12 protein-coding genes are annotated in these 12,193 nt (G+C 71.2%); 7 read left to right on the forward strand and 5 right to left on the reverse strand.

Annotated elements, in window-relative coordinates; translation table 11 throughout:
• Window positions 1-3: 3 nt before the first annotated feature.
• Genes ACWD4O_RS44475 through ACWD4O_RS44490 form a run of 4 tightly spaced genes read left to right on the forward strand, consistent with a single transcriptional unit; the run spans window position 4 to window position 3,822 of the window.
• On the forward strand, window positions 4-870 hold the full coding sequence (locus ACWD4O_RS44475; protein ID WP_451288757.1) for an alpha/beta fold hydrolase: 867 nt from the start codon (window positions 4-6) through the stop codon (window positions 868-870).
• On the forward strand, window positions 870-1,712 hold the full coding sequence (locus tag ACWD4O_RS44480; RefSeq protein WP_451288758.1) for an SDR family NAD(P)-dependent oxidoreductase: 843 nt from the start codon (window positions 870-872) through the stop codon (window positions 1,710-1,712). Before ACWD4O_RS44475 ends, ACWD4O_RS44480 begins: the two co-directional genes overlap by 1 nt.
• 53 nt (window positions 1,713-1,765) lie before the next feature.
• Entirely contained in the window at window positions 1,766-3,358 is a 1,593-nt protein-coding gene (locus ACWD4O_RS44485; RefSeq protein ID WP_451288759.1) for an acyl-CoA synthetase, read from the forward strand.
• Window positions 3,355-3,822, forward strand: coding sequence for a GNAT family N-acetyltransferase (locus ACWD4O_RS44490; protein ID WP_451288761.1), 468 nt, complete (start codon window positions 3,355-3,357; stop codon window positions 3,820-3,822). The genes ACWD4O_RS44485 and ACWD4O_RS44490 overlap by 4 nt, the downstream gene beginning before the upstream one ends.
• 104 nt (window positions 3,823-3,926) lie before the next feature.
• On the opposite strand, the gene ACWD4O_RS44495 is transcribed toward ACWD4O_RS44490, so the two are convergent.
• Complete coding sequence (locus ACWD4O_RS44495) at window positions 3,927-4,457, reverse strand: GNAT family N-acetyltransferase (RefSeq protein WP_451288762.1); 531 nt, start codon at window positions 4,455-4,457, stop codon at window positions 3,927-3,929.
• 239 nt (window positions 4,458-4,696) lie between these two features.
• Window positions 4,697-4,822 carry a hypothetical protein gene (locus tag ACWD4O_RS44500; RefSeq protein WP_451288763.1) on the reverse strand — a complete coding sequence of 42 codons (126 nt, stop codon included), beginning with the start codon at window positions 4,820-4,822 and terminating at the stop codon, window positions 4,697-4,699.
• Window positions 4,823-4,980: 158 nt separating this feature from the next.
• On the opposite strand from ACWD4O_RS44500, the gene ACWD4O_RS44505 reads away from it, so the two are divergent.
• From ACWD4O_RS44505 to ACWD4O_RS44515, 3 genes are all read left to right on the forward strand, one after another.
• Window positions 4,981-5,973, forward strand: a complete 993-nt coding sequence (locus ACWD4O_RS44505) for a zinc-binding dehydrogenase (RefSeq protein ID WP_451288764.1) — start codon at window positions 4,981-4,983, stop codon at window positions 5,971-5,973.
• Between the two features lie 9 nt (window positions 5,974-5,982).
• The gene (locus tag ACWD4O_RS44510) at window positions 5,983-6,966 is read left to right on the forward strand and encodes a 3-carboxyethylcatechol 2,3-dioxygenase (RefSeq protein WP_451288765.1); all 984 of its coding nucleotides are present in this window, start codon (window positions 5,983-5,985) and stop codon (window positions 6,964-6,966) included.
• A gap of 144 nt (window positions 6,967-7,110) precedes the next feature.
• On the forward strand, window positions 7,111-8,388 hold the full coding sequence (locus ACWD4O_RS44515) for a lactonase family protein (RefSeq protein WP_451288766.1): 1,278 nt from the start codon (window positions 7,111-7,113) through the stop codon (window positions 8,386-8,388).
• On the opposite strand, the gene ACWD4O_RS44520 is transcribed toward ACWD4O_RS44515, so the two are convergent.
• From ACWD4O_RS44520 to ACWD4O_RS44530, 3 genes are all read right to left on the reverse strand, one after another.
• Complete coding sequence (locus ACWD4O_RS44520) at window positions 8,375-10,012, reverse strand: flavin monoamine oxidase family protein (protein WP_451288787.1); 1,638 nt, start codon at window positions 10,010-10,012, stop codon at window positions 8,375-8,377. The genes ACWD4O_RS44515 and ACWD4O_RS44520 overlap by 14 nt on opposite strands.
• Window positions 10,013-10,083: 71 nt before the next feature.
• Window positions 10,084-10,893 (reverse strand): nitrilase-related carbon-nitrogen hydrolase, encoded by an 810-nt coding sequence (locus ACWD4O_RS44525; protein ID WP_451288767.1) that lies wholly within the window; start codon window positions 10,891-10,893, stop codon window positions 10,084-10,086.
• Window positions 10,880-12,163, reverse strand: coding sequence for a M20 family metallo-hydrolase (locus ACWD4O_RS44530; protein ID WP_451288768.1), 1,284 nt, complete (start codon window positions 12,161-12,163; stop codon window positions 10,880-10,882). Before ACWD4O_RS44530 ends, ACWD4O_RS44525 begins: the two co-directional genes overlap by 14 nt.
• Window positions 12,164-12,193 lie beyond the last annotated feature (30 nt).

Consider the following 12,193-nt stretch of genomic DNA (forward strand, 5'->3'; position numbering starts at 1 on the left):
CTCGTGACGACCAAAGAGACCGAAGAGCCGAAACTCGTCGAGCACACCGTGCAGACGTCGTCGGGCCCCATCGCGGTCAGCGAGGCCGGCGAGGGCCCGGTGCTGGTGATGCTGCACGGCGGCGGCCCCGGCGCGAGCGCGGTGGCCAACTACCGCCAGAACCTGGCCGCCCTCACCCCGTACTTCCGCGTCCTCCTGCCCGACCAGCCCGGCTTCGGCGGCAGCTACCGCCCCACCGAGGCGGACCTGGACGAGCGCAGCATCACGCAGATCACCGTCGACACGCTGCTCCAGACCCTGGACGCCCTCGGCGTCGACCGTTTCCACCTGCTCGGCAACAGCCTCGGCGGCGCCGCCGCGATCGCCACCGCGCTCGAAGTGCCCGAGCGGGTCGAGAAGTTGGTGCTGATGGCGCCCGGCGGCGGCTGGCTGCCCTTCGGCCCCACCCCGACCGAGGGCCAGAAGGCGATGTTCCGCTACTACGGCGGCGAAGGCCCGACGGTGAAGAAGATGCGGGACTTCATCCGCGTCATGACCGCCGAGCCGAAGCGCTGGGAGGACACCGTCCAGACCCGCTACGAGGCCTCCCTCGACGAGTCCCACATCGCCTTCTACCACGCCTACAACGCCGCCTTCGCCAAGCGGCACGGCATGGACCCGCTGTGGCAGCGCGTCCACAGGATCAAGGCACCCACACTCCTGCTGTGGGGCCGTGACGACCGCACCATCACCCTCGACGGAGCCCAGCTCATGCTCAAGCAGATCCGCGACGTCCAACTGCACGTCTTCGGCGGCTGCGGCCACTGGGTGCAACTGGAGCGGCAGGCCGAGTTCGAGCGCCTGGTCACCGACTTCCTCGGGGCCCGGTGATGGGCGGCTGGCTGGAGGGCGACGTCGCCCTGATCACCGGCGGCGGCTCCGGCATCGGCCGCGCGGTCGCCCTGCGCTACCTCGCCGAGGGCGCGTACGTCGCCGTCCTCGGCCGTACCCCCGAGCAGCTGGCGGAGGTGGTCAGCGCCGCCGGCGAGCTGGGCGACCGCGTGCTGCCCCTCACGGGCGACGTACGCAGCCCCGACGACCTGCACAGGGCCGTCGACGCGACCGTCGCCGAATTTGGCAAACTGGACATCCTGGTCCCGAACGCCGGCATCTGGGACTATCACCGCAGCGTCACCCGGCTCAGCGGCAAGGAGCTGTCGGAGACCTTCGACGAGATCTTCGGCATCAACGTCAAGGGTTACGTCCTGGCCGTGGAGGCCGCCTGGCAGGAGCTGGTCGCCACCCGCGGGAGCATCGTGATGACCCTGTCCAACGCCTCCTTCCACACCGACGGCGGCGGCTCCCTCTACACCGCCAGCAAGCACGCGTGCCTCGGCCTGCTCCGCCAGTTCGCCTACGAGCTGGCGCCCAAGGTCCGCGTCAACGGCGTCGCCGTCGGCGGCATGCGCACCCAGCTGCGCGGCCCCGAGAGCCTGGGCTTGCAGAACCGCACCCTGGCCGCCTCCTTCGCCAGGAACGAGGCGTCCGGCACTGAGCAGCCGCCGCTCATCCCGCTCTACGACTCCAGCGTCGAGCCGGAGGACTTCACCGGCCCGTACGTGCTGCTCGCCTCCCGCGCCAACAGCGGAACCGTCACCGGCGCGGTGATCCCCGCGGACGGCGGCATCGCCGTCCGAGGATTCCGTAACCCCGCGGGCGGCACCGCCCTCTGACTCTCGCCCCTGTTCACCCGCCTCGTCCGACAGCCATCGAAGGAGCCGACGCCATGGCCGCCGTCGACATCAGCCCCGCAGCCGCGGTGTACCGCAGAGCCCAGTACGCCCCGACCACCACGGCCGTGATCTACGAGGGCCGCGAGATCTCCTCCGCGCGGCTCGGCCGTACGGTGGCCGCGCTCGCCGCCGGGCTGGCCGAGCACGGTCTGCGTCGCGGTGACCGCATCGCCTACCTGGGCTTCAACAGCCTGGCCTTCTTCGAGACCCTGCTCGCGGCGACCCACCTGGGCGCGGTGTTCGTCCCGGTCAACTTCCGCCTCGCCGCCGACGAGGTGCGGCACATCCTGACCGATTGCGGCGCGCACACCCTGGTCGTCGAGGAAGGCCATCGTGAGCCGGCCGAGTCGATCCTGGCCGAGCTGCCCACCCGCCGTCACGTGCTGGTCGACACCGACCCGGCGTGCCCCGCCACGACCGAGCCCGCCGCCGTATGGACCCCCCTGTCCGAACTGCTCGTGCGCGGCGGGACGCCACGGGAGCCCGTCACCGTCCACGACGACGACCTCGCGGTGCTGATGTACACCTCCGGCACCACCGGGCGGCCCAAGGGCGTCACCCTCACCCATGGCAACCTCTGGTGGAACGCCACCAACGTGGACAGCGTCGTGGACACCCGGCCCCACGACGTGAACCTCGCCGTCGCCCCGCTCTTCCACATCGGCGGTCTGAACGCCCTCACCCTGCGGACCCTGCTGCGCGGCGGCACCGTGGTCCTGCGCCGCGGGTTCGACCCGGCGCAGTGTCTGGCGGACCTGGTCCATCACCGCGTGAACTCGCTGTTCGCCGTCCCCGCCATGTTCTCCGCCCTCGCCCGGGTGCCCGGCTTCGCCGCCGCCGACCTGAGCGAACTCCGCGCCCCCATCGTCGCGGGCGCACCCGTACCACCCCAGCTGATCAGGGACTACGCCGAACAGGGCGTCCTGCTCCAGCAGGCCTGGGGGCTGACCGAGACCTCGCCCTTCGCCACCTACCTCCCGGCCGCGCTGACCCAGGAGAAGACCGGATCGGCCGGGGCGCCCATGCCGTACACCGAGATCTGTCTGACCCATCCCGGTACCGGGGTGAAGATCCACGACGCCGAGACCCGCGGCGAGATCTGCGTCCGGGGTCCCAACGTCACCCCCGGCTACTGGAACAACCCCGAGGCGACCCGCGCCGCGTTCGACGACGCCGGCTGGTTCCACACGGGCGACATCGCGCACCGGGACAAGGACGGCTTCTACTACATCGTCGACCGCCTCAAGGACATGATCATCAGCGGCGGTGAGAACGTCTACCCGGCCGAGGTGGAACGCGTCCTCATCGAACACCCGGATGTAGTGGAGGCCGCGGTCATCGGCGTCCCCGACCCCAAGTGGGGCGAGACCGTACTCGCCGTGCTCACCTGCGAGCCCGGCACCGCGCTCACCGTGGAGGAGGTCCGCGACTTCACCGGCCGCCACCTCGCCCGCTACAAGCTCCCCACCCGGGTCGTGCTCGTCGAGCAACTGCCGCGCAACGCCAGCGGCAAGCTCGCCAAGGTCGAACTGCGCCGCTTGGTCGAGACCGAGGCCGGGGTCGAGCAGAACACCGGGACGGCGTGAGCGCCGCCATGACCGTCCCGGAGTTGGGGGACGGCTGGGTCCTGCGTCCGTTCACCGACGGTCCTGCCGTCGCCTACGCCGTCACCGGCGCCGACGGCGGGCCGCCGATCCTCCTGCGTCTTCGCCGGGTCCTGCGCGATCCGGTGCGGGCCTGCTATCCCTTCGGCGCCCACGACCTCGTCGTGAGCGCCGTCCCGCCGGAAGGCGACCCGGCCGCCGGGCGGACCATGACCGCCCGGCTGCTGCGCGTCCTCGTCCCGGCACTCTTCGCCGCCGATCCGCGCTGCCGCCGTCTCGTCGCGGCCCCGGACGAGGACGACACGGTCACGCGGACGGTCCTTGAGGCGGGCGGCTTCCGGCAGGTCGCCGAGGCGGATCTGCCCGGTGGCAGCGTGGTGCTGTGCGCCGTCGAGCGACCCGAGGTCGCCGGCCTCTCGACCGCGCTGGACGACATGCCCCACTGACCCTGTTCTGCGGTCACGCGGTGAGCAGTTGTGTCAGAACTCGTGAACTGTGACGTTCCGTGACTGGTGGACCGGCGGGTGGAGCCTGGCGCCACGGGGCGCGTTCAGAAGGGCAGGCCCCGCAGGTCCACACTGACGGTGGGATGAGGCAGGCTCGCCAGGTCGTAGATCATGGTGCTCAGTGGCAAGGTCCTTTCGCCGCCGGGCTGTTGGACGGTGACGGGCACGGTGAGCCGGCTCCATCCCAGCTGCGTGTAGAACGGGACCAGGTCCGGCCGGCAGAGCAGAACCATCGTCTCGGCGCCGGCTGCTCGTGCGTGTTCGACCGCAACGCTCATCACCGTCCGGGCGATGCCCTGGTGTCGACAGGCGGGGTGCACCAGCACACCGCCCAGCCCCGCGATGCGACGCGGCGATCCGTCGAAGGCCATGTCCCGCAGCAGCCATCCCGCGGAAGCAACCGGCCGGCCTTCGGAGACAGCCGTGAGGGTGTGCTGTCTGTCGGCCCACACCAGGCCGAGCCCGTTCACCCCGAAGGGGTCGGGCAGGCCATCGCGGAGTGCGGCTTCGTCTTCCGGGGAACCCGGGCCCGGCGCATGGATCAGCTGGAGGTGCGTACAACCGTCGTCGACCACATCCTCCGCAGCGGCCGTGGCGGCGGGGTCGAACCGGTAGCGCAGGCAATGCAGGCCACTGGACTGGACAGTCCCGTCCGCTTGAGCGCCCAGGCGGCGCAGTACCCCGATCGAGGCCGCATTGTCGGGCAGGACGAACGCGAAAACGGCAGGGAGCGAGAGACGGCGAAACAGGCCAGGACCCGCCGCTCGGCAACAGGCATCATCAGCTACAGCCCTCTGTTACAGAACGTCACGGATCACCGGTTGTCGTGCTCCGCCCGCTCCAGCGGTGTCATGACCCGCGGGCGGGGACTGGTCCAGCAGTCCGCGGGCAGGTCGATCGCGGAACGCCGCCAGGACAGCGCGATCTCCGGCCGCGTCATCGACTGCCTCGCTCTCCTGCCGGCTGTTCCCGGGCGGGATCCCCGGTGCCGCCGCGTGCGGCATGTTCCTCCCGCCGGTACCCCGTCCATCAGGCACGTGTGCTGCTCCGTGGCACACGGGCTGGGGCGCGACGCCGCTGCCGGGCGAAGGTGGCTCCATGCTTGCTGCAATCGCCGAATTCCAGAGCGCCGCGGACCCGCTGTCGGGTCTGGTGCTCCGCGACGTCCCGGAGCCGCGGCCGCGGCCGGGCTGGTCGCGGGTCCGGGTCGTGGCCTCCTCGCTGAACATGCACGACCTGTGGACCCTGCGGGGCGTCGGGCACCCGCCGGAGCGCTTGCCGATCATCCTCGGCTGCGACGCGGCCGGGTACGACGAGGACGGCAACGAGGTCATCGTCCACCCGGTCATCGGGGACCCGGACGCGGGCCGGGGCGACGAGACCCTCGACCCGAACCGCGCGCTGCTGTCCGAGCAGCACGACGGAGCCTTCGCGGAGTACCTGACGGTTCCGACCCGCAACCTGGTCCCCAAGCCCGCGTGGCTGTCGTTCGACGAGGCCGCCTGTCTGCCCGTCGCCTGGACCACCGCGTACCGGATGCTGTTCACCCAGGCCGGGATCACCGCCGGCGACCGGGTGCTGGTGCAGGGCGCGGGCGGCGGGGTCGCCTCCGCCGCGATCCGCCTCGCGGTGGCCGCAGGCGCCGTCGTGTACGCCACCAGCCGCAGCGAGTCCAAGCGCGCCGAGGCTCTGGCCTGGGGCGCCCGTGCCGCGGTGCCCAGCGGTGAGCGACTGCCCGAGCGGGTCGACGTCGTCATCGAGACGGTCGGCGAGGCGACCTGGGCGCACTCGCTGAAGTCGCTGCGTCCTGGCGGCACCGTCGTGATCGCCGGCGCCACGAGCGGCACCAACCCGCCCGCCGACCTGGGCCGGGTCTTCTACCTCCAGCAGCGCATCCTCGGCTCCACCGGCTGCACCCGCGCCGAACTGGTCGCGATGCTCCGGATGATGGAAGCGACCGGTGTCCGTCCGGTGATCGACCGGACCCTGCCGCTCGCGGACATCCACAAGGGCTTCCAGCTCATGATCGACGGCGGACTGACCGGAAAGCTCGTCGTCCACCCGCCGGCCCCTCAGCAGCAGAAGGACTAAGGAATGCCCATGACCGCAGCAGCCGTCGGGCTGTCCCACTCGCCCCTCATCGGCAGGAACGACCCCGAGCCCGAGGTCCTCGCCCGTGTCGACGAGGCGACAGAGACCGCCAAGGCATTCATCCGCGACTTCGACCCCGAACTGGTGGTGCTGTACGCACCCGACCACTACAACGGGTTCTTCTACAAGGAGATGCCGCCGTTCTGCCTGGCCACCGAGGCGCACGCGGTGGGCGACTTCGGCTCGCGGGCCGGACCGCTCTGGGTCGACACCGCCGCCGCGAAGTCGTTGGCCCAGGGTGTGCTCGACCGTGGCGTCGACCTCACCATCTCGGCCCGGATGACCGTCGACCACGGCTTCGCGCAGCCGCTGGAGGTGCTCTTCGGCGGCATCGACCGGGTGCCGGTCGTCCCCGTCTTCGTCAACGGCGTGGCCACACCGCTCGGCCCGGTCGCCCGGATCAGGGCCCTGGGCACGGCGCTGGGCGAGGCGGCCGCGGAACTGGACAAGCGGGTCCTCTTCCTCGCCTCCGGAGGCCTCTCCCACGACCCGCCCGTCCCGGTGCTCGACGGCGCACCGCCCCGCGTGGCCGACGCGCTCATCGAGGGCCTGCCCCCGACCCCCGAGCAGCGCGCCAAGGGCGAGCGGCGCGTGGTCCAGGCCGGCCGTGACTACGTCGCCGGGTCGACCGCGATGGTTCCGATCAACCCCACCTGGGACAACCGCCTCCTCGACCACCTCGCACACGGTGAGCTGACGGCGTTCGACTCCTGGACCGTCGAGGGCATGGCGAAGGAGGGCGGCGGCTCCGCCCACGAGGTCCGCACCTGGATCGCCGCGTACGCCTCCCTGGCGGCCACCGGCCCGTACGAGATGACGTCCCGCTTCTACGAGGCGATCCCCGCGTGGATCGCCGGGTTCGCGGTGACCACGGCGACCGGTCTCCCGGATGCGGAGGCGGCGGGGAGTCGAGGACGACCAACAGGCCGATGAATCAACGGGACTTGTGCGGGAGCAGTGCGTACGAGAACGTAACCGCACAGCAATTTTGTTAGCAATCTGCGTGACAAAAACCCTACCCAGGACCCAGGACCCAGGACCCAGGACCCAGGACCCAGGACCCAGGACGCAGGACGCATGACGAAGAAGGAAGGAAAGGTCCGCTCGATGAGCAATGACCCGCACGTTCCGCCCACCGTTCCACCCCGCTCGACGGCCAGGCCGCCGTCCCGCAGAACGCTGCTCGGGGCCATGACGGTGTCGGCCGTGGCGGGGGTGCCGCTGTTAGCCGCCGCGCCGGCCGAGGCCACGTCGAGCGGGGCCGGCGACCTTCTGTACATCGGTACCTGGGGCGTCGGCCAGGTGCACGCGCTCCGCTTCGACCCCGTCCACGGGACCATGACGCAGCTCGGGCCCGTGGGACAGGCCAGCTCGCACTGGGTGGTCGCACACCCGACGAAGGCGGTCCTGTACGTCGCAGGCAGTGAACCGGGCGGGATCATCCGCGTCTTCCGCATCGACGAGGCCTCCGGCGCGATTCAGCAGTTCGGCGAGATCGAGACGCAGGACCCGCCGACGGGCGGCGGCCTGGCGTACATGGGAGTCGACGTTCGCTCGCAAACGCTCCTGGCCGCGGACTTCGCCGCCGGCACCGCCGTGTCCGTCCCGATCGGCGCGGACGGCGGACTCGGGGCTGTGGCGTCCCGGGTGCAGGACACCGGTTCCGGTCCCCATCCACGGCAGCAGGGTCCGCACGCCCACCACGTGGTCACCGACCCGACCGGCAGGTTCGCGCTGGTCCCGGACTTCGGCGCCGACCGGGTCTTCGTCCACCGCTTCGACCGGGCCACCCGCACGCTGTCCCCGGGCACGCCCGACGGCCCGCGCACCTACGCGACCGCGCCGGGGTCGGGCCCACGGCGCGTGGCCTTCCACCCGAGCGGCAGAACCCTCTACCTGCTGAACGAGCTGACCGCAGACATCCAGACCCTGCACTGGAACCCCGAAGACGGCGTGCTGGCCCACCGGCAGAGCCTGTCGACCGACGCCCCCGGACACAGCGGCACCACAAGCGCCGCCGAACTGGGCATCAGCCGCGACGGCCGCTTCGTCTACACCTCCAACCGCGGCGAGAACACCCTGCTCGTCCTCTCGACGGACCGAAGGACCGGCCTGCTCACCCTGGTGCAGCGCATCCCCTGTGCGGGACTCACGCCGTGGAGCTTCTCCCTTCATCCCGGCGGGAGATGGCTGTTCGTCGCCAACCAGGCGAGCAACACGGTGAACGTCTTCAGCGTCGAACCACGGTCGGGCCGACTCACGGACACCGGCGCGTCCGTACCCGTGCCGAAACCCGACTGCATCGCCTTCAGCCGCCGCCGCGGCGATCTGCCGTCGACCTCTAGGGCAGCCTGATCGGCCGGAGTTCCTCGAAGCGGTCGCCCGGTCCGGGATTGTCGGCCGTGGTCTTCCCGCCGAGTTGGGTCAGCACGCCCCACACCGCGTTCAGGCCCGTCGTGACGGCGCCCTCGGCCCAGCCCCCCGTCCACGACACGTCGTCCCCGGCGAGGTAGATGCCGCGGTGGGCCGGGTCGAAGCCGTCCTGCATGAAGTGGGTGTAGAGGCGCTCCTGGTAGCGGTAGTGGCCGGGCAGGTTGTCGCTGAAGGCGCCCATGAAGTTCGGGTCGTCCTCCCAGGAGATCGTGACGGGATCGCCGATGATGTGCGAGGCGATGTCGACGTTCGGGTAGATCTGCTTGAGGGAGTGCAGCATCAGCCGTACGCGTTCCTCGACGTCCAGCGGCAGCCACTTCAGCGCGTCGTCGTTCCAGGTGTACGACAGACAGATCAGCGCGGGCTCGTCCGGGCCGTTGTCCAGCAGGTACGTGCCGCGGGTCAGCCGGTCCGTCAGCGTCGTGCTCAGCACGTGCCGGCCGGTCCCGGGGTCGACGTCCTTCCAGAAGGGGCGGTCGACCACCACGAACGTCTTCGAGGACTGCATGTAGTGGGTGCGCTCGATCGCCGTCCACAACCGGTGGCTGAACAGCGATTCGTCGGTGTCGATACGGGCCGACAGCAGCCAGGACTGGCAGGTGGCGATGACCGCCGGGTAGGCCGACGTCCGGCCCCACCGGTCGGTGACCTCGATGCTGTCGCCGGGCCCGTCGGCGCGCCGGATCCGCTTGACCGCGCCGCGGGGCGCGCCCCCGTGCAGCGAGGCCAGGCTGGTGCCGGCCGGCCAGTGCGCGAGCCCCTCGGGGGCGTGTTGCCACAGGCGTTGGGGCAGGAGCTGCGCGCCGCCGAGGATGCGCTGCTGGTCGTCCTCGGCGTTGACGTACACCACCCGCAGGATCTCGAGCATCGAGTCGGGGAAGTTGGTGTCCCAGCCGCCCGTGCCGAACCCGACGAGTCCGAAGGCCTCGCGGTACTCGAACGGCAACGACGAGAACGCCTTCGACGTGGCCAGGTAGTGGGAGAAGGACACGTCGTCGAAGAGCGGGACCAGTTCGTTCCAGAGCTTCTTGACCGTGGCGTGGTCGCGGTCCGCGATGGCCCGCTGCATCGCGCCGAAGTGGGCCCGCTCCTCCAGACAGTCCCGCCACGCGGCGCCCACGTCGTGGAACATCTGCGGCAGGTCGGCGGTCGACTCCGCGTAGTGCCTGCGGCCCGCTATCTCGATCACCGTGCTGTCGGAGGCCGCGGTGAGTGGGTTGGGGAACGGCTTGGTGTCGAGGCCGAGCAGGTCGACGTAGTGGAAGAACGCCCGTGCCGAGCGGGGGAACCGCATCCCGCCGAGGTCGGCGACGGGGTGGTCGGTGCCCGGCTGACGGGCGCCGCGCAGTCTGCCGCCGAGCTGGGCGGACTCGTACACGACCGGCTTCAGGCCCAGCTTCATCAGCTCGTACGCGGCGACGAGTCCGGACATGCCGGCGCCGATGACGGCGACTTCCTTGCCGTGCTGCTCGGCCGGGAGCGAGCCCAGGCCGTCGGGGTGGGCCAGGTACTCGTCGTAGGGGAAGGGGAAGTCGGGGATCAGCATGCTGACCCCGCGCGAAGGCGTGTTCACGTGATGTCCTGAAGGGCTCGTGCCGGGGTGTGTTCCGGCGCGGGTCAGATGAGCGAGGAGAGGGAGGAGGAGAGGTAGTCGGTGTCGCGGCGGGCGTCGAGCAGGGTGCGGCGGTCCAGGTCGGCCACCACCAGCTCCTCGTCGCTCTCGCCGGCGGCGACGCGCCGCCCGTAGGGGTCGCTGAGGCAGCTCAGCCCCGCGAAGCCGGGTCCGGCGTGGTTGGCGTAGGCGATGAAGAGCTGGCTCTCCAACGCCCGGGTGGGGACCACCATGGCGGGCACGAGACGCGTGTCGAACGGCGCCGGCCGCCCGTCCGCGGACGGGCGCAGCGGCACGGCCGTGGGCACGCACAGCAGCTCGGCGCCGGATCGCGCCACCGCGCGGGTGAACTCAGGGAACTCCACGTCGAAGCAGAGGCCGAGCGCGACGCGCACGCCGTGCAGGGGGACGACCCGGGGTTGTTCCCCGCCGGGCGTGAACACCGCGTGCTCCGCCGGGCCGAACAGGTGCGCCTTGCGATACCTGGTCAGTTCCGATCCGTCGCCGTCGAAGAGCGACGCGCTGACGAATCGTTCGCCGTGCCGGCGGTCGACGGTCGAGGCGACCAGCGCCAGCCCGGCCGCCCGCGCGATGCCCGCGAGCGACCGCCGCTGCTCGTGGCCGTCGTCGTCGGCGACGGCCACGGGGTCGTAGCCGCTGACGAACAGCTCCGGTGTCACCAGGAGTTGCGCACCACGTGACCGGGCGGTGTGCGCCGCCTTCTCCAGGGCCGCGAGGTTGTGGTGCGGGTCTCCGACGACCCCGGTGGCCTGCAGGATTCCCACCCGCAGACGGGCAGGCTCAGCGGGTGTCATCGAGAGCGCCTTCGCACAGCCGTCGTACGACCTCGGTGAGCACGTCGACTCCGGCGCACAGGTCGGCGTCGCCGGTGTACTCGCCCTCGTTGTGGCTGACGCCCTCGACGCTCGGGACGAACAGCATCACGGTCGGGACGACGTCGTTCATGTTGATGGAGTCGTGTCCGGCCAGTGTGTGGACGGGCCTGCTGGTGAGTCCGAGGGAGTCGGCGCACTCGCGGGCCAGGTCGACACCGGCGGGCGGGTACGGCCGGACGCCCCAGGCGTGCGCACCGCGCACCTCGATACGGACGTCGACCTCGTCCTCGATCAGCTTGATGCCGTTCTCCAGGAGCTGCTTGGCCTCCGCGAGGACCTCCTCGTCCGCCGAACGCAGGTCCATGGTCAGGTCGACCCTGCGGGCGACGACGACAGGGGAGTTGGGCAGGACCGTGAACTGGCCCACCGAGGTGTGCAGGACGCCGGCGGGGTAACGGTCGGCCAGCTCGCGCAGCAGCACCACCAGCCGGGAGGCCCCGAGCACTGCGTCCCGGCGGTCGGCGATGACGGTGGACCCGGTGTGCGCCTGCTCGCCGTGCACGGTGACGGTGAACTTCTCCGCCGCCCAGCAGGAGTGGACGAGCCCGATCGTGGTGCCGGAGTCCTCCAGGGAACGGCCCTGCTCGATGTGGATCTCTGCGCAAGCGGCGGGCACCGGGCCGCTTCCGGTACCGGTGTGCCCGATGGCGGTGAGCGCCTGCGCGACCGTCACGCCGTCCACATCTCGGGTGGCCAGGGCCTCCGAGGCCGTCATCTTCCCGGTGTAGACGGAGCTGCCCATCATGGACGGGGCGAACCGCGACCCCTCCTCGTTGAACCAGTCCACGACGGCCAGGTTGTACTTCGGCGGGTGCCCGGGAGCGTGGTCCGAGGCGAGCCTCCGACCCGCATGCAGCGCCGCCGCGACGCCGTAGGCTCCGTCGAACCTGCCGGCCAGGGGCTGGCTGTCCAGGTGGGAGCCGACCAGGACGTACGGCGCTCCCGGGTTCCACTCCAGCAGCCCGAAGACGTTGCCGATCGCGTCGACCTCCACCGCGAACCCGTACTGGCTCAGCAGGGCGGTGAACCACGCCCGCGACTGGGCGTCGGCGGTGGTGGCGGCCTGGCGGTCGACACCGCCGCCGGGCGTCTCGCCGATCCGGCTCAGCGAGCGGAAGTCCCGCAGGAACAGTTCGGAGTCGGTGGCGCCGCCCACCGTGGTGCGGGCGTCGGTTCGCTCAGTGGTCATGGGGGAGTTCTCCTCGGGACGGGACGGTGG

This window comes from Streptomyces sp. NPDC002623, assembly GCF_053592635.1.

Bases quoted from the DNA above. Each gene is read 5' to 3' on its own strand.
- ACWD4O_RS44500 (WP_451288763.1), bottom strand. From the start codon at position 4,822: ATGACGCGGCCGGAGATCGCGCTGTCCTGGCGGCGTTCCGCGATCGAC.
- ACWD4O_RS44510 (WP_451288765.1), top strand. From the start codon at position 5,983: ATGACCGCAGCAGCCGTCGGGCTGTCCCACTCGCCCCTCATCGGCAGG.
- ACWD4O_RS44485 (WP_451288759.1), top strand. From the start codon at position 1,766: ATGGCCGCCGTCGACATCAGCCCCGCAGCCGCGGTGTACCGCAGAGCC.
- ACWD4O_RS44525 (WP_451288767.1), bottom strand. From the start codon at position 10,893: ATGACACCCGCTGAGCCTGCCCGTCTGCGGGTGGGAATCCTGCAGGCC.
- ACWD4O_RS44480 (WP_451288758.1), top strand. From the start codon at position 870: ATGGGCGGCTGGCTGGAGGGCGACGTCGCCCTGATCACCGGCGGCGGC.
- ACWD4O_RS44520 (WP_451288787.1), bottom strand. From the start codon at position 10,012: ATGCTGATCCCCGACTTCCCCTTCCCCTACGACGAGTACCTGGCCCAC.
- ACWD4O_RS44530 (WP_451288768.1), bottom strand. From the start codon at position 12,163: ATGACCACTGAGCGAACCGACGCCCGCACCACGGTGGGCGGCGCCACC.
- ACWD4O_RS44515 (WP_451288766.1), top strand. From the start codon at position 7,111: ATGACGAAGAAGGAAGGAAAGGTCCGCTCGATGAGCAATGACCCGCAC.
- ACWD4O_RS44505 (WP_451288764.1), top strand. From the start codon at position 4,981: ATGCTTGCTGCAATCGCCGAATTCCAGAGCGCCGCGGACCCGCTGTCG.